The sequence below is a fragment of the Enterobacter sp. WI-ESBL-E8 genome (genome assembly GCF_053364895.1).
On the sequence record NZ_JBRWXJ010000001.1, the window covers coordinates 4,236,761 to 4,258,290 of the forward strand.

The window sequence follows — 21,530 nt, forward strand, 5'->3', positions numbered from 1 at the left end:
TTGTGGTTGATATATTTCGACCGCTTTAATGAAATAAATGTGTTGCAATATTAATTCATTAAACTTATTGCGCCATCCAATCTTAGATAAAGGATTATATCTTCATGTTTAACAAGACTATTCTGGCAGTTGCGACAACGGCACTGCTTTCTGGCCTGTCATTTACTGCTGTGGCGGCAGATAACCAGGGCTCAGGGAAGATCACGTTTACCGGTGAGGTGATCAGTGCGCCTTGCTCTATCACCCCGGGAGATGAAAATCAGACCATTGAATTAGGCGAAGTCGCGGATAGCGTGCTGAACAGCGGTAAAAACTCGCTGCCGGTTGACGTAAATATCCACCTGCAGGATTGCATTCTCTCTACAACGACCGGGCAAACCACCACCACGATCGACAAAGTGAAGGTCACCTTTGCCTCCGCAAGTACCGATTCGACTGACACCAGCCTGATGAAAAACACCCTCGATGGCAACATTGGCGGTGCAACAGGTGTAGGCATTCGCTTGCTGGACAGCGGCAGCAATAAAGTCACGCTGGGTAAACCGATTGAAGTGTCATTCCCAACCACAAATGCCTATCAGGAACTGAACTTCAAAGCCCGTATGGAGCCCGTGTCCGGCAGCACGGCTACCCCGGGTAACGTTCAGGCCCAGGCGAACTATATTCTTGAATACAAGTAATTTGATTGTCGTCTGAAAACGTAGCCGATGAAGGACTCATCGGCTTTTATGCATTCTTTTTAAAAGCGAAACGGATTTATGCTAAAACACTCAGCGCATCAACTCTCTCGCCTCTCTGCTTTTATTAAGCATTCGCTGAGTGCCACACTTTACTCAGCATTATTCGTGTTGCCAGTTTCCGCGGTTGAATTCAACACAGATATGATTGACGTTGAAGACCGAAGTAATATCGATATTTCCCAGTTCGAGAAAAAAGGCCACATCGCGCCGGGTAGCTATCTGGTCCGCATTCAGGTGAATAAAAACACGTTGCCTCAATCCGCAACAATGGAATGGATCGCAACGGAAAACGAAAGCGGTTCGCAAATTTGTGTGAATGCCGGTCAACTATCCGATTTCGGACTGAGCACCGATTTTATTTCGCGACTCCATTATTCACAGGTCGGACGTTGCCTTGATCTTTCGACTTTTCCGGAGCTGGGCTTTTCCCTTAATAAAGGGACAATGGTGCTTTCCGTCACCGTTCCCCAGGCATGGATGAAGTATCAGGCGCAAAACTGGACGCCGCCGGAATTTTGGGATGAAGGTATTGCGGGCGTTTTACTCGATTATAATCTCTATGCCAGCCAGTACGATCCGCACGGGGGCGACGACAGCCAGAATGTCAGCGCCTACGGTACGCTCGGGCTTAACCTGGGTGCCTGGCGTCTACGTTCAGATTATCAGTACAATCAAAACTTTCGACACGGCGAGTCTACGGGCAGCGACAGCAGTCTGGCACGGACCTATCTCTACCGCCCTATCCCTTCGCTGTCATCAAAAATGAAGCTGGGGCAGTACGACTTAAGTTCAGATATTTTTGATACCTTCCACTTTACGGGCGCATCGCTGGAAAGTGATGAAAGTATGCTGCCGCCAGATTTACAAGGCTATGCTCCGCAAATTACCGGCATCGCGCAGACCAATGCCAAAGTGACCGTCTCCCAGTCTGGCCGCGTTCTTTATCAAACAACCGTCGCGCCGGGCCCGTTCACAATTTCTGACCTGGGTGAAACCTACCAGGGACAGCTGGACGTAATGGTCGAAGAGGAAGATGGGCGCAAAACCACCTTCCAGGTGGGTTCATCCTCAATTCCCTTCCTGACCCGAAAAGGCCAGGTGCGTTATAAAACGTCCGTCGGTAAACCTACCGCTACGGGCCATAACGACATCAATAACCCTCTTTTCTGGACAGGAGAGCTCTCCTGGGGCTGGTTAAGTAACGTTTCGCTTTATGGCGGTACCATGCTCACATCTGATGATTATCAGGCCATGACCACCGGTATCGGCTTCAACCTGGATTCGCTCGGTTCGATATCTTTTGATGTGACGGGCGCTGAGGCCACGCTGCATCGGGAAAAAAATGATAAACAGCGTGGTTACAGCTATCGCGCGAACTATGCGAAACGCTTTGAGGCAACCGGCAGCCAGATTACTTTCGCAGGTTATCGATTCTCGGATAAAGAATATGTCTCAATGAGCGAATATCTCGCCTCCCGGGACGGCGATACCTCAACGACAAACGAAAAAGAGAGCTATGTTATCTCTTTCAACCAGTACCTGGATTCTCTGGCCTTAAATACCTATTTCAACGTCACCCGTAACACCTACTGGGACAACAGCAGCAACACGAACTATTCCTTTTCGGTGAGCCGCAATTTTGATATTGGCAATTTAAGAGGTTTATCCGCATCGCTGGCGCTAAGCCGGGTCCGCTGGGACGACAGCGACGAAAATCAGGTCTACTTCTCCTTCACCCTTCCGCTGGAACAGAGTCGCAGCATTATGTACAGCTACCAGCGATCGGGCGGCGACAGCGCGTCTCACATGGTTTCCTACTATGACGCCTCCGATCGCAACAATACGTGGAACCTCTCTGCCTCGACGACGGAAGACGATTTGCGCGAAGGTGAACCGTCATTGCGCGGCGGATACCAGCACTATTCCCCCTACGGACGTCTCAACCTTTCAGGCAGCGTTCAGCCTAACCAATATCGTTCGATCAGCGCGGGCTGGAATGGCTCGCTTACCGCCACGCGGCATGGCGTAGCCCTGCATGATTACAGCCCGGCCGATAACGCCCGCATGATGATCGATGCCGACGGCGTTGCCGGAATTGAGGTCAATAGTTCGCGCACGCGTACCAACGCATTCGGTATTGCCGTCGTGCCTTCACTCAGCAACTACACCACCTCAACGGTGCGTGTTAACAACAACACGCTGCCTGATGGCGTAGACATTGAAACCTCCGTCATTCGCATCACGCTGACCGAAGGTGCCATTGTTTACAGTAAGCTGAACGCCACCACGGGCTACCAGATTGTCGGCATCATTCGGCAGGAAAACGGACAGTTCCCGCCCCTGGGCGTCAGTATCGTCGACAGCGCTACGGGTAAAGAGGTCGGGCTGGTTGCCGAAGAAGGCTTCGCTTATCTCAGCGGGATTCAGGAAAACAGCACGCTACGTCTCACCTGGTCCGGCAACGCTTGCGAAATCACGCCGCCGAACCAAAGTAACCTTAGCGGTGACGCTATATTTTTACCTTGTAAAACAGTGCATTAATTCAGGACGAATAAAATGAACATGACTTTTTTAACAAAAGGACTTATCTACATGCTGGCCGTGTGCGGTATTGCACATGCCACCGTATCGCCAGACAGAACGCGCATCATTTTCAACGCCTCAGCAAAAAGCGTGTCGGTCAGACTGACGAACCAGAGTAAAACCGCCCCTTATCTGGCTCAGTCCTGGATTGAGGATAAAGAGGGAAAAAAAACGCGCGAGTTTATCTCCCCTATTCCGCCACTGTTGCGTATCGAGCCTGACGAACAGGCGCAGGTTCGCCTGATGGCACAGCAAAACCTCAGCAAACTGCCCGCCGATCGCGAGTCGCTGTTTTATTACAACATGCGGGAGATCCCGCCCAAAGCCGAGCAGAAGAACGTGATGCAAATCGCCATGCAAAGCCGGCTTAAACTGTTCTGGCGGCCAAAAGCCATTGAGCTGAAAGAGGGACAATTTGTGCCGCTGGAAAAAGTGGTCATATCCCGCTCGGCTGACGGTCTGCAACTCAAAAATTACAGCCCCTATTACATCACCGTGGGATATATCGGACTGAATGGCAAAACGCTGTTACCGGGTGCAGAAAGCGTGATGGTTGAACCTTTCGGCCAGGCCTCTCAGACGCTGCGGAATTTACCTGCAGAATTTCAGATAGGCTATGTTGGAGATTACGGCGGGCTGGAAATGTTTAAAGTGAACTGTAATGCGGTGCAAAACACCTGTCAGAGCAAGCCGGTGAAAAAGGGATAATGATGAAAAGGATCTGCTTCGCTGCAATCGCATTATTTTGTTTGTTCTCATCATCCGCATGGGCGCTGGAATGCTATAAAGGTTCAAAAGGGGGGGCAAGCCTGGTGACAACCACGTTGCCGGCTTTCACCGTGCCCGCAAACGCCCCTGCCGGCCAAAAAATCTGGGAAAGCGGCGATTTGCTGGTGACGGTGTATTGCGATAACGCTACGCGCGATCACACTAAGCCGGTCGACCAGGATCCATGGAGTGAAAATATATATGCCTATATCCTGGACAGTTTTCATAATACCGATAGCCTGATGACCAACAATCCCTATCTGGCATTTGGGGTGACCTATAACGGCGTTGACTATGATACCCCTGATATCAAAATTGATACCGGCGCCTGTCTCGATAAAAAAGAGGACTTTTACGGGGAATATAAAGTCGCAGCGTGTAACGGTACCACAATACAAAAAAACGTCACTTTCACCGTGCGGTTTCGCCTCTACGTAAAGTTAAAAGCGGTACCAAAAGAGCAGTTTGACTTCACATTCCCTTCGGTCACCGTACTTACCTTTGATGGTGTTGGCGGAATAAATGTCATGCCTGGTGCCAAAAACCTGCATTACGATATCGCCGGCCTCTCCAATATTCACTTCCTGGACTGCGGTGTGGATATCCGGATCTATCCTGAAAATCAGATTGTGAATTTTGGCCAGTTTACGGAGAGTGCAGTCAGCACCAGCGCCCTCACCTCACCGTTTAGCATTTCGACAATCCGGGATGCCACTGCAGGCTGTTCAGAACAGTTTGACGTAACGACCAGCTTTTACACCACCGATACGCTCTACGATGATACGCATCTGGACATGGGAAATGGTTTACTCATGCGTCTCATTGATAAAACCAACGGCGACGTGACGTACAATCAGTATCTTCCTTTTGCAACCTATCACCCTGATGATACGGTGACGACGCTAACTCACGATTATACGGCTGAACTCACCCGCAAACCGGGTGAAGCCATTGCTCTCGGACCCTTCATTAAAGACATTATTGTCAAAATCAATTATCAATAATTGATCAAAAAGCAGACCAGCATCTCATGTTGGTCTGCTCTTTTAGCATTTCACCCTCTCTTTTTCTGCATAAGCCATTCACTTCAATAATTAATGAATCAAAGCTTAATGAGTCTTTAATTATTTTTTAATCACAGACCGTTACAATTAGTTTTAGAATGCGACTGCCTCGAAAACAAATACATTTTAAACATTATTCATAAAAGGATATTTCATGCGAAATATTTCAAAAGCACTTTTAGCGGTTGCGTTAACCTCTCTTATCTCTGGCACTGCACTGGCAAGCGATCAGGGCTCCGGTAAAATCACCTTTAAGGGCGTTATTATTGACGCACCGTGTAATATTGCACCAGACAGTATTGATAAAGAGATTGAACTTGGCCAGTTCACCACGGCGATGATGAATGCGAATAAAAAATCCACCGCGGTACCGGTTGATATTAACCTGGAAAACTGCCAGCTTGATGCTGCAGATGAAACTGCAACTCCCGTCACCAAGGTGGATGTGACCTTCAGCAGCACCGCAACCGACACCACCGATAGCAACCTGATGAGCAACACCTATGCCGGCGGTGCGCAGAACGTCGGGGTTCGTCTGCTGAATAACGCAGAGTCCCCCATTACACTGGGCTCCGCGAACAGCGTCGACCTGTCAGAAGGTTCCTCTACTCAGACGCTGCATTTCAAAGCTCAGATGGAAGTAGTCAACGGTAAAACAGCAACGGCCGGTCAGGTTGAATCAACCGCGAATTATGTATTGCTGTATAAATAAGCAAATATCGTTAATTTTATTTCGGCTGGCAATATATTTGCCAGCCATTGCGGTTATTTTATTTTCGAGCTGAATGATGAAATACAGTTCACCAGGATTAATCATCGCAGGCTTTCTTATCTCACACCCGCTTCTCGCCGTTGAGTTTAACATTAACGCTATCGATAAAGATCAGCGCAGCAATATTGATTTATCACAGTTCAGAGATAAACGTCATATTGCTCCAGGATATTATTTCGTTACCGTTTCGATAAATAAAACCCCGCTTGCCGCTGGCTGGCAGCTGGGCTGGCAAAAAAAAGGTGACACAACGGAGGTCTGCATTCCGGCAGACCTGGCTGATACTTTCGGCCTGGATGACAAGATCCGCGGCACGCTTGCCGATAAAACAGGCTGCGTCGATTTTTCCGGTCTGCCGCAGGTGCATTTCGAGTTTATCCAGGCGACACAAACGCTGGAGGTAACCATACCTCAGGCCTGGCTAAAGTACCGCGCCACCGACTGGATGCCGCCTGCAACCTGGGACAACGGCGTCTCCGGCGTACTGCTGGATTACAATCTCTTCGCCAGTCGCTACCAGCCAGATGAAGGGCCAGGCAGCGATAACGTGAACACCTACGGGACCGCCGGAGCGAACCTGGGCGCCTGGCGGCTCCGGGGAGATTATCAGTATGCCCTTAATCGTACCGATGAGGGTTCGCAGAGCGAAGGCCGGTTGTCCCGCGCTTACCTTTTTCGCCCTCTGCCATCATTGGGTTCAAAGCTGACGCTGGGTGAGTCTGATTTTCAGTCCGATATTTTCGATGGTTTTTCATATACCGGCGCCTCGCTTATTAGCGACGAGCGCATGCTTCCATGGTCACTGCGCGGCTACGCGCCGCAAATCACCGGCATCGCCCGGACCAATGCAACCGTGACCGTCAGCCAGTCTGACCGGATTATCTATCAGACCAACGTGCCGCCCGGCCCCTTTGTGATTCAGGATATCAATCAGTCCGTACAGGGCACCCTGGACGTCAAGGTCGCTGAAGAAGATGGACGTACCAGCACATTCCAGGTTGCTGCGGCGTCAGTACCATTCCTTACCCGCAAAGGCCAGGTTCGCTACAAACTGTCGGGAGGGAAAGCCCGTGAGGACAGCTCGCACCGCATTGAAGGCAATGCGTTTCTGAGCAGCGAATTTTCCTGGGGCATGATGTCCCACACCTCGCTGTACGGCGGCGTACTGAATAGCGGCAATGATTATCGCGCGCTGGCTGCGGGCATCGGACAAAACCTGGATGTGCTGGGCGCGCTCTCGTTTGATGTCACGCAGGCCACCAGCCAGCCAGACGGTAAAGCTCAACAGACGGGATACAGCTACCGCATCAATTACAGCAAACGGTTCGACACCACCGGCAGCCAGCTTACGCTTGCGAGCTACCGTTACTCCGACAGCCGATTTCTCAGCTACGCCCGTTTTCTTGAAAATGAGCAGGACAATAAGGAGACGGAAAAGCAGACCCTGAGCGTTACCGCCAGCCAGTACCTTCCCGCCCTGTCTTTGAACCTGTATCTCGGCATGCTGCGCCAGACATGGTGGGACAGAGCCTCCTCCACCACGGGAACCCTGACGGCAGGCTACAGCTTCGATCTGGGTCGCTGGAAAAATCTTGCCGTCACGGCCTCCTGGAGCAAAACCTATTATCAGGACCAGGGTGATGATACGCAGGTTTACGTCTCGCTGAGCGTACCGCTGGCCCCCGATCGTCGTCTGAGCTACGACCTGAGAAACGGTGACAATACGCGCCAGACGCTCTCCTGGTACGACGCCTCGGACAGGAATAACACCTGGGGGATATCGGCGAGTACGGAAAGTGAAAAGCCCGACGCCGGCGCGCAGCTCAGCGGTACCTATCAGCACTATGCCGGGACGGGAGATCTCAACCTTTCCGGAAGCTATAAGGCCAACGAATACCGTTCGGTCAGCGCGAGCTGGAACGGCTCGTTCACCGCGACTGCCCAGGGTGCCGCACTGCATCGCCGAAGCTATGGCAACGAGCCGCGCGTCATGGTCAGCACGGAAAGCATCGGCAATATCCCATTAAATATGTCCCGTGACGCCACCAACGCGTTTGGCATCGGCGTGCTACCGGCTTTTTCGAGCTATTTACCTGCCAGTGTACAGGTCAATCTCAATGCTCTGCCGGAGGGTGTGGATGTCGACAGTCGCATTATCCGCGCCACATGGACCGAGGGGGCCATAGGTTATCGACAAATCGCTACCCGTAAGGGGCAGGATGTTGTTGGCATTCTGCGCACGCCCACCGGCATGCCGCCGCTCGGCGCGCGGGTTCACGACCAGGAGACCGGCGCCGAAGTCAGCATTGTTGCCGAAAACGGCCATCTCTGGCTGGGTGCGGTAAAAGCAGAAAAACATTTTACGGTGACGTGGGGGGACGGCCAGCAATGCCGCTTCTCCCTGCCCGCTTCTCTGGAAAACACGACGCAGCTTATGCTGCCCTGCCAGTAGATATCATGATGAAATTACACCTGTTATCAGCAACCCTTTTTCTCTTTGGCTCCTGCGCCTCGTTCGCGGCGATCAATTTGGATCGCACGCGAATTGTCTTTCCCGAAAGCGACAAAGCCAGCAGCCTGACGATTGAAAACCAGAGCCATGCGCTTCCCTATCTGGCGCTCGCCTGGATTGAAGATGGTGAGGGGCGCAAAGAGGACAGCCATTTTATGGTGCTTCCTCCCCTGCAGCGCATTGAACCAGGCACCTCATCACAGGTGCGGGTGGTAAAACAGCCGGCAACACGCGAGCTGCCGAAAGACAGGGAGACCCTGTTCTTTTTCAACCTGCGCGAAGTGCCGCCTAAAAGCGAGAGCCCGAAAGACGATCGCAGCGTGATGCAGGTTGCCATGCAAAGCCGCATCAAGCTGTTCTGGCGTCCAGACGCTATTCACAAAAAGCCCGGAGAGGAAACGGAAATGCGGCTCGCCATCACCCTGTCGGGTAAAACCATGACGCTGCATAACCCTACGCCGTACTTCGTCACGCTGGCGTGGCTTAGCAACAACGGCAAAACCATGCTGCCTGGCTTCGACAGCCTGATGATCGATCCGTTTGCGACCCGCACGCTGACGCTGAGCACGGCAGAAGGAACAGGCTACACCATCGGGTACATTGATGATTATGGCGCGCTGCGCAAGGTCAATTTAACGTGCTCCGGGTCAACCCAATGCACGCTGACGCCGCGCAAGGCAGGGCAACATGCGACATCTCGTTAAGCTTTACTTTCTGCTGTGGGTGATGTCGCCGCTTAAGCAAGCGCTGGCGCTGAACTGCTATCTCGGCACGCAAAACGGCCCGGTTGAGCAAACCAAAACGGTGTCTGAATTTTCGATCCCCAGCAACGCCACGATCGGCCAAAAAATTTGGGAATCCAGCGACATCAAGATCCCAGTTTACTGCGACAGAAATACCGCCTCAAACCATGAGAATGAAGATGTGTTCGCCTGGGTGAACCCTTACCCGTCCGTGTCAGATCCTTACTACGAGCTGGGCGTGACCTACGAGGGTGCGGATTACGATGCCGCCGGGCAACCCTACGGTGCGGACACTCGCCAGTGTCTGGACAACAACAGCCTGAGCAATTACACGCCTGAACAGCTCAAAGCGATGGGCTGGGAGAAATACGTGTGTTCGGGGAATCCGTGGGACGTTCATACCTCACGCACCTTTGTGGCGCGCTTCAGGCTGTACGTCAAACTCAAAGCAGCGCCGCCTCAGGGGTATATCAGCACGCTGGGAGATTACATCGTAGTGCAGTTTGACGGCAAAGGGGGCGTAAATACCCTTTCTGATGCGAAAAACCTTAAATATCATATTAACGGGCTGGAAAACATCAAAGTGCTGGACTGCGGGGCAACGTTCAGTATTTATCCTGAGAATCAGGAGATCGATTTTGGCACCTTCAGCGCGCGAGACATCGTGAATCAGGGCGCGCGAACCCGCACATTTTCGGTAAAAACGACGAAGGTGCAGGATGCGCAATGCTCCGACGGGTTTAAGATTGACTCTTCGTTTTATACCGATAAAACGCTCACCGCCAACGACACGGCACTGCTTATCGGCAACGGCTTAAAGCTGCGTATTCTTAACGGCACACAGCCCTATACCTTCAATCAGTATGACGAGTATGCCGATTTTACCGGTTCGGTGCTGCAGTTCGAAACCACCTACACCGCCGAGCTTTCTCACGCCGAAGGTTCGGGCATTGTTTCAGGCCCTTTTGAAACCGTCGTGCTATTCAAAATCAACTACCACTAGACACAAAAAAGCCGGGTTTCCCCGGCTTTTTCACATCAGCACGTTCAGCTGGCTTTGCGCTCGTGCGCCTGGCGATACTCCACCAGATCTTCAATGGTCACCACCGGCATGTTGTGCAGACGCGCAAAAGTGATGCACTCCGGCGCGCGCGCCATGGTGCCATCATCGTTGGTCAGTTCACACAGCACACCCGCAGGTTTGAAGCCTGCCAGCGTCACCAGGTCGATAGTCGCTTCGGTATGACCGCCACGGGTCAGCACGCCGCCCGCCTGCGCGCGCAGTGGGAAGACGTGGCCTGGACGATGCAGGTCGGACGGCTTAGCACCATCGGCAATCGCAGCACGAACGGTGGTCAGACGGTCAGCCGCAGACACACCGGTCGTCACGCCGTGCGCCGCTTCGATGGTCACGGTAAACCCGGTACCAAAAGCGCTGGTGTTGTTTTCGACCATCATCGGCAGGTCGAGCTGCTTACGACGGTCTTCGGTAATACACAGGCATACGATGCCGCTGCCGTGACGGATGGTCAGCGCCATCTGTTCAACGGTCATGTTTTCGGCGGCGAAAATCATATCGCCTTCGTTTTCACGGTTTTCATCGTCAAGCACCATCACACCGCGGCCTTCGCGCAGTGCATCCAGTGCATGTTCAACACGTTGAGTTGAAGTGCCAAAAGAGGAAAGTAGCGTCTGATTCATGGTAAAAAAACCTCATTAACATTATGGTTACCAGAATCAGGGCAGTCTTAGGAGCGCCGTACAAGCGGCAAAAAGATAACGTGAGCGGGCCCATGCCCGACTGGATCGTTACTCTCTCCCATCCGGACTCTAACCGTCGGCCCCGGAATTACACCGGATCTGCTGACCTTTGAGTATTTACCCAAAGCGCTCGCGGGCTTTCAGCGTTAAGCTGATTTACCGCCGGTGGGGAATTTCGCCCCGCCCTGAGAATAAGCGAGATAACTATAACGCTATTGATTAATCTGGGCAATGCATAAGCTTCAAACAAATCTGCTTTATCCTGGAGCATGACGCGCTACAATGTTCATCAACACCGTTTTATCAAGGGAAGCCGCTATGATTGACCCGAAGAAAATTGAGCAAATTGCGCGTCAGGTTCACGAGTCCATGCCAAAAGGCATTCGTGAGTTTGGTGATGACGTTGAGAAGAAAATCCGCCAGACGCTGCAGGCGCAGTTGGTTCGCCTTGATTTAGTGAGCCGCGAAGAGTTTGACGTGCAAACCCAGGTTCTGCTGCGCACCCGCGAAAAGCTGGCGCTGCTGGAACAGCGCCTGACCGAGCTGGAAAACCGCAATACCCCGGAAGAAGTGAAGCCGGCACCGGCGATTCCGCCGGTGGACGACCAGGCCTAAAATCAATGCAAAACGGCAACCTCGGTTGCCGTTCTTTTTGGTTTGCGCCCTCTCCCTGTGGGAGAGGGTTGGGGTGAGGGCATCAGCCCGCACGGACTACTGACTGTCTTTCTGGATCTTCTTAATGATGTTGGTGGTTGAACACCCGTCCTCAAAGTTGAGCACCATCACCTCACCGCCGTTGGCCCAGACCTCTTCGCTCCCCGCGATTTGCTCCGGTTTGTAATCCCCGCCTTTCACCAGCAGGTCTGGCAGAATACCGGCAATCAGGCGCTGCGGCGTGTCTTCTTCAAACGACACCACCCAGTCCACGGCTTCCAGCGCGCCAAGCACGATCATACGCTGCTCCAGCGGGTTCACCGGACGCGTTTCACCCTTCAGGCGTTTCGTCGACGCATCGCTGTTAACCGCCACAATCAGGCGATCGCCCAGCTTGCGCGCATTCGCCAGATAGGAAACATGGCCCGCATGCAGGATGTCGAACACGCCGTTGGTCATCACCACTTTCTCACCGCGCTTGCGCGCAGCGGCGACGGCCACTTTCAGCTCGTCTTCGCTCATGACGCCAAAACCGGTATCGGCACGACCGCGCACCGCGTTTTCCAGTTCGATAGGCGAAACGGTAGACGTCCCGAGCTTACCGACCACCACGCCCGCCGCCGCGTTCGCAAAGTAGCACGCTTCTTCGAGAGAATTACCCGCCGCCAGCGTCGCCGCCAGGACGCCAATCACCGTATCACCGGCACCGGTTACGTCGTACACTTCCTGCGCCTGGGTTGGCATATGCAGCGGCGCTTTGCCTGGCTGCAACAGCGTCATTCCCTGCTCGGAGCGAGTCACCAGCAGCGCGGACAGCTCGAAGTCAGCGATGATCTTCATGCCGCGCTCAACCAGCTCTTCTTCGGTTTTGCACTTGCCCGCCACCGCCTCAAACTCTGACAGGTTTGGCGTCAGCAGCGTCGCGCCGCGATAGCGCTCAAAATCGGTCCCTTTCGGGTCGATCAGCACCGGCACGCTGGCTTTACGCGCCAGCTGGATCATCGTCTGCACGCTGGCCAGGGCACCTTTCGCATAGTCAGACAGCACCAGCGCGCCGATATTGCCCAGCGCCTGGTTGATACGCTCGTGCAGCGGCTCAGGATCAACGCCTTCGAACCCTTCTTCAAAGTCGAGGCGGATCAGCTGCTGGTTACGCGACAGTACGCGCAGTTTCGTGATCGTCGGGTGGGTCGGAACAGAAACGAAGTCGCACTTCACGTTCACGTCCGCCAGCGACTTGCTCAGCGCGCGGGCCGCATCGTCGATGCCGGTCAGGCCCACCAGACGCGAATGCGCGCCCAGAGAGGCAATGTTCATCGCCACGTTTGCCGCGCCGCCGGGACGCTCTTCAATGGTGTCGACCTTAACTACCGGTACCGGTGCTTCCGGAGAGATGCGGCTGGTCGGCCCATACCAGTAGCGATCCAGCATCACATCCCCAACAACCATTACCCCAGCACGTTCAAACTCTGGCAGTGTTACTTTCATTCCTGACTCCAGAAAGATTCACAATTTGCGCGCGATAATATCACACTTGATTTGTTACGCACGGTTCCACCAGCCACTTCTGCCAGCTGGCCGTTACCTGAGCGCGTTCGGCGGTGAAACAGTCCAGCGCCACGTGCCCCGGCTGCTCCTGCAACGCCAGATGATGCAGCTCATCGCGCAGCGTGGTGTAGGCGCGGGTTAAGGCCTGCGCCTCCTGCTCGTCCATAATGTCGTTTTGCGCCAACAGTTCCAGAATGCGCACGTTATCCGACCAGCGAGTGAGCTTCGGCTTGTCGTGCGCGTGCAGCAGCACCAGATACTGGGTAATAAACTCAATATCGGTAATTCCACCCTCATCGGCTTTAATATCAAAGCGATCGCGATGCTTATTGCCTAAGTGCGCACGCATTTTCTCGCGCATTTCGCGCACTTCGGTCTGCAACGTACTGCCGTCACGCGGGGTGGTCATGACCTCCCTGCGGATGACGTCAAACTGCGTTTTGAGCTGCGGATCGCCATACACCACGCGGGCGCGCACCAGCGCCTGGTGCTCCCACGTCCAGGCTTCATTCTTCTGGTAATCGGCGAAGGACTCCGTCGAAGTGACCAGCATACCCGCCGCGCCGGACGGGCGCAGACGGGCATCCACTTCATACAAAATGCCCGACGAGGTGCGGGTGCTGAACAGGTGCATGATGCGCTGCGCCAGGCGCAGGTAGAACTGCCGCCCGTCAATCTCGCGCTCGCCGTCGGTCATCACGTCAACCGGGCAGTCGTGAAGGAAGATTAAATCCAGATCGGAGCTATAGCCCAGCTCCCAGCCGCCGAGCTTACCGTAACCCACCACCGCGAACCCGCGGCCGTCACGGTCGGCCAGGTGTTTCGGCTGGCCGTAGCGCGCCACCATCTGCACCCATGCCTGATGCACCACCGCGTCGATAATCGCTTCCGCCAGCCAGGTTAAGTGATCGCTCACTTTCATTACCGGCAGCGTTCCGGCGATATCCGCGGCCGCCACGCGCAGCATCTGGGCCTGCTTAAACTGACGCAGCGCCTCCAGCTGTTGCTCTTCGTCCTCTTCCGGCACGCGCAGCAGATACTGGCGCAGCTCGTCCCGGTAGGCGTCGGTCGCCGTCGGCTGATAAAGGGTATTCGGATCGAGCAGCTCATCCAGCAGCAGCGGGTAACGCGCCAGCTTGTTGGCCACCATCGGCGACGCGGCGCAGAGCGTAATCAGGTGCTTCAGCGCGCCGGGGAACTCGCTCAGGAGTTCAAGATACGTGGTACGCGTGATAATCCCGCTCAGCAGCGGCATCATCCGCGAAAGCGGCACCGGCGCATCCGCCCGCGAGCAGACTTCGCTCAACAGGTGCGGCATCAGGTGATCCAGCACCTGACGACCGCGCGGGCCGATGGCGCGTTTGTTCAGCTCAAGGCGGAAATCAGCGATCAGCGCCACCACGCGATGACGCGCGTCGTCGGTTAAGTGCGTCAGCACCGGCGTGGTGTCATCTTCCTGAAGCGCATCCTGCCACAGCTCGCGCCAGTGTTCGGAGAGCGCATCGTCCTGCGACTCACTTTCGTCATCGCCGATCAGCTCGTTAAAGATGCGGCGCACGCCTGCCATATGGGCATCGAGCCGTTCGGTCAGCGTTGACCACTCTTCCACGCGCATTCCCCAGGCCAGACGCGCCCGGTTCAGGTCGTCGCCCGGCAGGGTCTGAGTCTGTTCGTCGTTGATGCTTTGCAGCAGATTTTCCAGACGACGCAGGAAAAGATAGGCCTCGCGCAGGGTTTGCGCGTCGCCGTCCGGCAGGAGATGCAGCTGCGCAATGGCGCTCAGCGTCGGTAACAGCGAACGGGACTGCAGCGACGGCTCGCGTCCGCCGCGAATAAGCTGGAAGACCTGGACGATAAATTCGATTTCGCGGATGCCGCCCGCGCCGAGCTTGATATTGTCCTTCAGACCACGGCGGCGCACCTCGCGGGCAATCATCCCTTTCATATTTCGCAGGGACTGGATCACGCTGAAGTCGATATAGCGACGGAACACGAACGGGCGCAGCATGGCGCGCAGCTCGTTGGCGTAAGCGTCGTCGCTGTCGCCCATGATCCGCGCTTTGACCATCGCGTAACGCTCCCAGTCGCGTCCCTGCTCCTGGTAATAATCTTCCAGCGCCGCAAAGCTCAGCACCAGCGGCCCGCTGTCGCCAAACGGACGCAGGCGCATGTCAACGCGGTAAACAAAACCGTCCTGCGTGGGCTGGTCCAGCGCCTTAATCAGGCGCTGGCCGAGACGGGTAAAGAACTGCGCATTGTCCAGCTCGCGACGCCCGCCACGCGTGGAGCCGTTCTCCGGCCAGGCAAAAATCAGGTCGATATCGGAGGAGAAGTTCAGCTCGCAGCCGCCCAGCTTGCCCATCCCCAGAATCAACAGCGGCTGAGGAACCCCTTCCTCGCTGCACGGCGTGCCCCACTCTTTACAGCAGGCGGCGTAGAGCCAGTCTCGCGCGGCGACGATCAACGTCTGCGCCAGCTCGCTTAACTGCTGCAGCGTGCTCTCTTCGCTCACCTGCTCCAGCGCCTGCGCCCAGGCAATGCGCACCATCACCCGACGACGGAACTGGCGCAGGACGCGCATCAGCGTGGCCTCATCCGCAACGTCTTCGAGTGCAGCCTGCAGCCAGCCAGCATAGTGCCGCCACTCGTCTGCCTGCGGCGGTGAGTTCTCAAGCTCCGCCAGCCAGTCCGGGTTGGCGGTGATACTTTCCTGCACAAAATCACTGAATACGAGCACGCTCTTTGCCTGCTCGCTTAACGATGACGCCGGTAATGACTCAGGCAGACGTTCGCAAACGGTCTGCCACTGCTGCTGTAACTGCGAAGAAAGCGGCATTTTTGGGGTTCCTTGCCAGAGTTAACGTTTTCCGCTGTGCAGCCAGAACGGCTCCTGCGAAATGGCCTCGTTACGGAAATGCTCAATCTCGATATGCTGACGGGTTTCAATGGCATGCTTCAGTCCCTGCCAGTTTTCCAGCCAGGCCTGGGCCTTCGCGCCGTCATAAGCGCCGGAAAGCAGCAGCATGCTGTCGACGTTGCGCGAAAGGCGGGGAAGTTGATCGCCATACTGGTCGCCAAGCGGATAGGCAAACGTGGTCTTCAGCTCAGCGGCATGGCGGGAAAGATGAATATCCGCGAAGCGTTTGAAGTTTTCCGCGATTTTGGCCTCTGCTTTCGCATCCAGGAACGAACGCCAGCCGCGCGTCACCAGAAACTCGGTCAGCGCCAGTTTTGCCGTCGCGTTTTGCGGGCTGTAGATCGCCGTTTGCGCAGAGACGTCGGAGTGCATCAGCGTTTCGGTTTGCGTCAGCAGATCACGTAAGTGAGCGCTCGCTTTTCGAGGCACGATACCGCCGAAGAGCGTCAGGGTATGGCGCACCAGGGCAATCGCCGCCAGCACGTGGGATTTGGCGTTTTTCACGTTTCGCACCCACAGCTCTTCGTGGTACTGCCACTGAGAAAGCGCCAGCTCCAGCGCGGCCTCCAGGCCCTGTTCAACGCTGGCTTTCGGCGCAACGTGCAAAATGGTCGTCTCTTTCAGCACGCGCGGCGCATTCCCGGCGGCCAGATGGTAACCCCGAGCGGCTTTGCTCAGGCTCCCCTGACGTAATCCGGACTGGTTCACCAGCCTGCGCGCCAGCTTCAGCACGTCATTCGCATCCCCTTCCAGCAGCTCAAGCTCCAGTTCGCAAATCGGCTCATGGAACTCTCCCGCCTTCACGTCACCCAAATCCAGGGCGATTTCGATGCGGCTTTTGCCTTCCGTCACCAGCCATTTTTCACGCCAGAAATCGGTGCTGAACAGCGGTTGCACCTGCTCCGCCAGCGTGGAAGGCAGCTCGCCTTCCGGCCAGACTTCGGCAGGGAAACGTTCCAGCTCAAGTTCTGGCTTACTGATGTCGATATTGTACTCCGGGCGCTGATGCAAACCGCCGACCACACGGCCGGCAATTTTCATCGTCATCTCGTAGCGACCGTTCGCACCGCGGATGCGCAGCCCCATATCGTGGCGGCGCAGCCAGTTGTCCGGCGTTTCGTAATAGATATTAAGCAGTTGTACCGGTGCATGGTGTTCGCCGGAAAGCGTATGCAGATGCTGGCGGAGTGCGTCAACGCTGTCTTTTTCGACGATAAATTTTAATTCGATTTCCTGAGCCATAGCCTTGTACTTTTGCGGGCGTCACAGACGCGTCAATGAGGGCGAACTTCCTCGCCATTTGTTTGTCAGTACATAGTATTTTGCGCCAAATTGCCATGCAATGAGCAATTTGACGGGCGTAAATGTGTAGAGTCGTGACACAGATGATTCTGATTGCTGATGAATGCTTTGCGTAGAGACACTGTTGCCACTACTATCGTTCCACTATTTATGAAAATAACGACTAATGATGCTTAAATTACGCCTGATTGGACTTACTTTACTCGCTTTTAGCGCCGCAACCGCAGTGCACGCTGAAGAGAAGCGTTACGTTTCTGACGAACTGAACACCTGGGTACGCAGTGGCCCTGGAGACAATTATCGCCTCGTGGGTACGGTAAATGCCGGCGAGGAAGTCACGCTGTTACAGACCAACGCGGACACCAACTACGGCCAGGTGCGCGACAGCACCGGTCGTACTTCATGGATCCCGCTGAAAGAGCTGAGCACCGTACCAAGCCTGCGCACCCGCGTCCCGGATCTGGAAAACCAGGTGAAAACCCTGACCGATAAGCTGAACAACATCGACGGAACCTGGAACCAGCGCACCGCTGAAATGCAGCAGAAAGTGGCGCAAAGCGACGGCGTGATTAACGGTCTGAAAGAAGAGAACCAGAAACTGAAAAATGAGCTGATTGTCGCGCAGAAGAAAGTGAATGCCGCCAATCTGCAGCTCGATGACAAACAGCGCACCATCATCATGCAGTGGTTCATGTATGGCGGCGGCGTGCTGGGCGTTGGTCTGGTGCTGGGTCTGGTTCTGCCGCATCTGATCCCAAGCCGTAAGCGTAAAGACCGCTGGATGAACTAATTCGTCTTCTCTGCCAGACTTACGTATCATTCTGGAAAAGAGAAAACGGGAGTGTAAGGCGTGAAGAGTTATCTGGTCGGTGGTGCGGTACGTGATGCGTTGTTAGGTCTGCCGGTCAAAGATAAAGACTGGGTGGTGGTTGGCGCCACCCCTGAAGAGATGCTCGACGCGGGCTACCAGCAGGTAGGCCGCGATTTCCCCGTGTTTTTGCACCCGCAAAGCCGCGAAGAGTACGCCCTGGCGCGTACCGAGCGGAAATCGGGCTCGGGCTATACCGGCTTCACCTGCTATGCCGCACCGGACGTCACGCTGGAGCAAGATCTCCTGCGCCGCGATCTCACCATCAACGCGCTGGCGCAGGACGAAAACGGCCAGATCGTTGACGCCTATGGCGGCCAGGACGATCTGCGCAACCGTCTTTTACGTCACGTCTCCCCCGCGTTTTCTGAAGATCCGCTCCGCGTCCTGCGCGTGGCGCGCTTTGCCGCGCGTTATGCGCATCTCAGCTTTCGTATTGCCGATGAGACAATGGCGCTGATGACCGCCATGACCGAGGCGGGCGAGCTTGCACACCTGACGCCAGAGCGCGTCTGGAAAGAGACGGAAAATGCTCTCACCACGCGCAACCCGCAGATCTTTTTCCAGGTCCTGCGCGACTGCGGCGCGCTGAAGGTGCTGTTCCCGGAAATAGACGCGCTGTTTGGCGTTCCCGCCCCGGCGAAATGGCATCCGGAAATTGATACCGGCGTGCATACGCTGATGACGCTGAGCATGGCGGCCATGCTCAGCCCGGACGTGGACGTACGCTTTTCCACCCTGTGCCACGATCTCGGCAAAGGCTTAACGCCAAAAGAATTCTGGCCTCGCCACCACGGGCACGGCCCGGCAGGGGTGAAGCTGGTCGAGGGACTGTGCCAGCGTCTGCGCGTCCCAAACGAGATCCGCGATCTGGCGAAACTGGTCGCCGAGTTCCACGACCTGATCCACACCTTCCCGATCCTGAAGCCGGCCACCATCGTCAAGCTTTTCGATAACATCGACGCCTGGCGCAAACCCCAGCGCGTGGAGCAAATCGCGCTCACCAGCGAAGCGGACGTGCGCGGTCGTACCGGGTTTGAAGCGTGCGATTACCCGCAGGGTCGTTTGCTGCGTAAAGCCTGGGACGTGGCAAAAGCGGTGCCGACGAAAGACGTTGTCGACGCGGGATTCAAAGGACCGGAGATTCGGGAAGAGCTGACAAAACGGCGAATTCAGGCGGTTTCGGACTGGAAGGAAAAGCATTGCCCTCAGCCGAAAGACTGAGGGCCATCGGTCAGAAGAAGACCACGTATACCGCAGCCGCCACGATAAAGCGATAGATCGCGAACGGAATAAACGAGATACGCTTAATCAGCTGCAGGAAGGTTTTGATGGCAATCAGCGCCACAATAAACGCGGTGATGAAGCCCACGGCGAACATCGGAATGTCGCCAGCCGTCAGGAAGTGATAGCTCTTATAGACGTCGAGTACGGTGGCACCCATCATCATCGGCACCGCCAGCAGGAACGAAAACTCCGACGCGGCATAACGGCTCACGCCCATCAGCATCCCGCCAGAAATCGTTGCGCCTGAACGCGAGAAGCCCGGCCACAGCGCCAGACACTGGAAACAGCCAATGATAAACGCCTGACGATACGTCATGTCGTCCAGACCTTCCGCGCGCGGCGTCTTTGGCTTCAGCACTTCCGCGGCGATCAGCAGGAAGCCCCCCACCACCAGCGCGTACATCACGTTAATCGGGTTAAATAGAGACTTGATGGCGTCATGGAAAACCAGACCCAGCACCACCGCAGGGACCATCCCGAGCAGGATATGGATGAGCGTCAGACGGCCGGTGCCTTCACCTTCGCGCTGAGGAAGACGACCAAAGTGGATGCCGATCAGACCAAACAGGCGACGCCAGAACATCACCACCACCGCCAGAATCGAACCCAGCTGAATGACCACTTCAAACGTCTTTGCGGTATCGCCTTCAAAGCCCAGCAGATGGCCAACGATAATCATATGGCCCGTACTGGAAACGGGTAAAAATTCCGTCAATCCTTCGACCACACCCAGTATTGCCGCCACCAGCAGCGAGTGCATATCGCTCATCTATAAACCCCTAAAAAGATATAAAAAAACGGTCGCCCCAACGGCTACCGTGAAAGATACAGCTTTAAGACCGATATAACCTAAAATGGTTTAGCTATTATGACGTTAAATCTGTCCTTTCAGATTTGTGCCACGCTCGATGATGACGCCGACATTGGCGGCTCGCGCCACCGCGCCCGGCTTGCTCAGCTTGATGCGCACCCACGGCGAATTGAATTTGGTGAGCAGCAGTTCCGCCACTTCCTCCGCCACCCGCTCGACCAGCGCAAAGCGTTGCCCTTCAACGTGGCCGATGACCGTTTCACTGATGTCGGCATAGCTCAGACAATCGTTCACGTCATCGCTTTTTGCCGATTTGCGGTTATCCCAGCCCATTTCGATATCGAACACCAGCTTCTGCTCGATGGTCTGTTCCCAGTCGTAAACACCAATCGTGGTGATTACCGAAAGTTGCTCTATAAATACAATATCCATCACGACCTGCCTGCTTTTTGGCTAAACCGGATACCACTTCCGGCGAATTATGCGTATTATCCACAGATGCTGAGAATACAGATACATTTTCAAAACGGAACAGCGTTATGAGTGCAATCGCGCCTGGAATGATCCTCCTCGCCTACCTTTGCGGCTCAATCTCCAGCGCCATTCTGGTCTGCCGCATCGCCGGGTTACCTGACCCGCGTGAAAGTGGTTCCGGGAACCCGGGAGCGACCAACGTACTACGAATTGGCGGCAAGGGAGCAGCCGTAGCGGTTTTGATTTTTGATGTTCTGAAAGGGATGCTACCCGTCTGGGGCGCGTACGCGCTGGGCGTTACGCCGTTCTGGCTGGGGCTCATTGCCATTGCCGCCTGCGTTGGTCATATCTGGCCCGTCTTCTTCGGCTTTAAAGGCGGCAAAGGCGTGGCTACGGCTTTTGGCGCCATTGCGCCTATCGGCTGGGACTTAACCGGCGTCATGGCCGGCACCTGGCTGCTGACCATTCTTCTGAGCGGCTATTCGTCCCTTGGCGCCATTGTCAGCGCGCTGATTGCCCCGTTCTACGTCTGGTGGTTCAAACCCCAGTTTACCTTCCCGGTGTCGATGCTCTCCTGCCTTATCCTGCTGCGCCATCACGATAATATTCAGCGCCTGTGGCGTCGTCAGGAGACCAAAATCTGGACGAAGCTCAAGAGAAAGAAAAAAGACGCTCCGAAGGGTTAGTTATGCCTTATAGCCAAATGTGATTTTGGCCACCTTCTGC

The 21,530-nt window shown here is 55.1% G+C and carries 18 protein-coding genes and 1 riboswitch; of the genes, 12 read left to right on the forward strand and 6 right to left on the reverse strand.

What is annotated here, in order from left to right:
* The first annotated feature begins 104 nt into the window (after positions 1-104).
* The 8 genes from ACWHWP_RS20060 (at position 105) to ACWHWP_RS20095 (ending at position 10,185) form a co-directional block, all read left to right on the forward strand.
* The gene (locus ACWHWP_RS20060) at positions 105-680 is read left to right on the forward strand and encodes a fimbrial-like protein (RefSeq protein ID WP_447856199.1); all 576 of its coding nucleotides are present in this window, start codon (positions 105-107) and stop codon (positions 678-680) included.
* A gap of 78 nt (positions 681-758) precedes the next feature.
* Positions 759-3,281 carry a fimbria/pilus outer membrane usher protein gene (locus ACWHWP_RS20065; protein WP_447856200.1) on the forward strand — a complete coding sequence of 841 codons (2,523 nt, stop codon included), beginning with the start codon at positions 759-761 and terminating at the stop codon, positions 3,279-3,281.
* 15 nt (positions 3,282-3,296) lie between these two features.
* Entirely contained in the window at positions 3,297-4,031 is a 735-nt protein-coding gene (locus ACWHWP_RS20070; RefSeq protein WP_059310586.1) for a fimbrial biogenesis chaperone, read from the forward strand.
* A 2-nt stretch (positions 4,032-4,033) separates the two neighbouring features.
* The gene (locus tag ACWHWP_RS20075) at positions 4,034-5,095 is read left to right on the forward strand and encodes a pilus assembly protein (protein WP_447856722.1); all 1,062 of its coding nucleotides are present in this window, start codon (positions 4,034-4,036) and stop codon (positions 5,093-5,095) included.
* Between the two features lie 214 nt (positions 5,096-5,309).
* Positions 5,310-5,867: a fimbrial protein gene (locus tag ACWHWP_RS20080; RefSeq protein WP_447856201.1), complete on the forward strand. Its 558-nt coding sequence runs from the start codon at positions 5,310-5,312 to the stop codon at positions 5,865-5,867.
* Positions 5,868-5,940: 73 nt separating this feature from the next.
* Positions 5,941-8,379, forward strand: a complete 2,439-nt coding sequence (locus ACWHWP_RS20085; protein ID WP_447856202.1) for a fimbria/pilus outer membrane usher protein — start codon at positions 5,941-5,943, stop codon at positions 8,377-8,379.
* 8 nt (positions 8,380-8,387) lie between these two features.
* Positions 8,388-9,143, forward strand: coding sequence for a fimbrial biogenesis chaperone (locus tag ACWHWP_RS20090; protein WP_059310606.1), 756 nt, complete (start codon positions 8,388-8,390; stop codon positions 9,141-9,143).
* A complete protein-coding gene (locus tag ACWHWP_RS20095; protein ID WP_059310582.1) occupies positions 9,127-10,185 on the forward strand; it encodes a hypothetical protein in 1,059 nt (352 codons plus the stop codon). Before ACWHWP_RS20090 ends, ACWHWP_RS20095 begins: the two co-directional genes overlap by 17 nt.
* 44 nt (positions 10,186-10,229) lie before the next feature.
* On the opposite strand, the gene ribB is transcribed toward ACWHWP_RS20095, so the two are convergent.
* A complete protein-coding gene (gene ribB, locus ACWHWP_RS20100) occupies positions 10,230-10,883 on the reverse strand; it encodes a 3,4-dihydroxy-2-butanone-4-phosphate synthase (RefSeq protein ID WP_033146666.1) in 654 nt (217 codons plus the stop codon).
* Positions 10,884-10,989: 106 nt separating this feature from the next.
* Positions 10,990-11,140: riboswitch (FMN riboswitch) on the reverse strand.
* A gap of 121 nt (positions 11,141-11,261) precedes the next feature.
* Between ribB and ubiK the strand changes: the two genes are divergently transcribed.
* Entirely contained in the window at positions 11,262-11,558 is a 297-nt protein-coding gene (gene ubiK, locus ACWHWP_RS20105; protein ID WP_013098757.1) for a ubiquinone biosynthesis accessory factor UbiK, read from the forward strand.
* A 96-nt stretch (positions 11,559-11,654) separates the two neighbouring features.
* Here ubiK and hldE read toward each other — a convergent pair whose 3' ends face one another.
* The 3 genes from hldE to ACWHWP_RS20120 are packed head-to-tail and all read right to left on the reverse strand — an operon-like array spanning position 11,655 to position 17,304.
* The gene (gene hldE / locus ACWHWP_RS20110; protein ID WP_047347819.1) at positions 11,655-13,085 is read right to left on the reverse strand and encodes a bifunctional D-glycero-beta-D-manno-heptose-7-phosphate kinase/D-glycero-beta-D-manno-heptose 1-phosphate adenylyltransferase HldE; all 1,431 of its coding nucleotides are present in this window, start codon (positions 13,083-13,085) and stop codon (positions 11,655-11,657) included.
* A gap of 40 nt (positions 13,086-13,125) precedes the next feature.
* Positions 13,126-15,981 carry a bifunctional [glutamate--ammonia ligase]-adenylyl-L-tyrosine phosphorylase/[glutamate--ammonia-ligase] adenylyltransferase gene (gene glnE, locus ACWHWP_RS20115; protein ID WP_447856203.1) on the reverse strand — a complete coding sequence of 952 codons (2,856 nt, stop codon included), beginning with the start codon at positions 15,979-15,981 and terminating at the stop codon, positions 13,126-13,128.
* A 21-nt stretch (positions 15,982-16,002) separates the two neighbouring features.
* Entirely contained in the window at positions 16,003-17,304 is a 1,302-nt protein-coding gene (locus ACWHWP_RS20120) for a CYTH domain-containing protein (RefSeq protein WP_447856204.1), read from the reverse strand.
* A 229-nt stretch (positions 17,305-17,533) separates the two neighbouring features.
* Here ACWHWP_RS20120 and ACWHWP_RS20125 point away from each other — a divergent pair, with 229 nt between their 5' ends.
* Both ACWHWP_RS20125 and ACWHWP_RS20130 read left to right on the forward strand, forming a co-directional pair.
* Positions 17,534-18,154: a TIGR04211 family SH3 domain-containing protein gene (locus ACWHWP_RS20125; protein ID WP_024906484.1), complete on the forward strand. Its 621-nt coding sequence runs from the start codon at positions 17,534-17,536 to the stop codon at positions 18,152-18,154.
* A 60-nt stretch (positions 18,155-18,214) separates the two neighbouring features.
* Entirely contained in the window at positions 18,215-19,456 is a 1,242-nt protein-coding gene (locus tag ACWHWP_RS20130) for a multifunctional CCA addition/repair protein (protein ID WP_447856205.1), read from the forward strand.
* Positions 19,457-19,466: 10 nt separating this feature from the next.
* Here the strand turns inward: ACWHWP_RS20130 and bacA are convergent, their stop codons facing one another.
* Both bacA and folB read right to left on the reverse strand, forming a co-directional pair.
* Positions 19,467-20,288, reverse strand: a complete 822-nt coding sequence (gene bacA / locus ACWHWP_RS20135; RefSeq protein ID WP_047347815.1) for an undecaprenyl-diphosphate phosphatase — start codon at positions 20,286-20,288, stop codon at positions 19,467-19,469.
* A 105-nt stretch (positions 20,289-20,393) separates the two neighbouring features.
* A complete protein-coding gene (gene folB, locus ACWHWP_RS20140) occupies positions 20,394-20,762 on the reverse strand; it encodes a bifunctional dihydroneopterin aldolase/7,8-dihydroneopterin epimerase (RefSeq protein ID WP_059310577.1) in 369 nt (122 codons plus the stop codon).
* Between the two features lie 107 nt (positions 20,763-20,869).
* On the opposite strand from folB, the gene plsY reads away from it, so the two are divergent.
* Entirely contained in the window at positions 20,870-21,490 is a 621-nt protein-coding gene (plsY, locus tag ACWHWP_RS20145) for a glycerol-3-phosphate 1-O-acyltransferase PlsY (protein ID WP_047347813.1), read from the forward strand.
* Positions 21,491-21,530 lie beyond the last annotated feature (40 nt).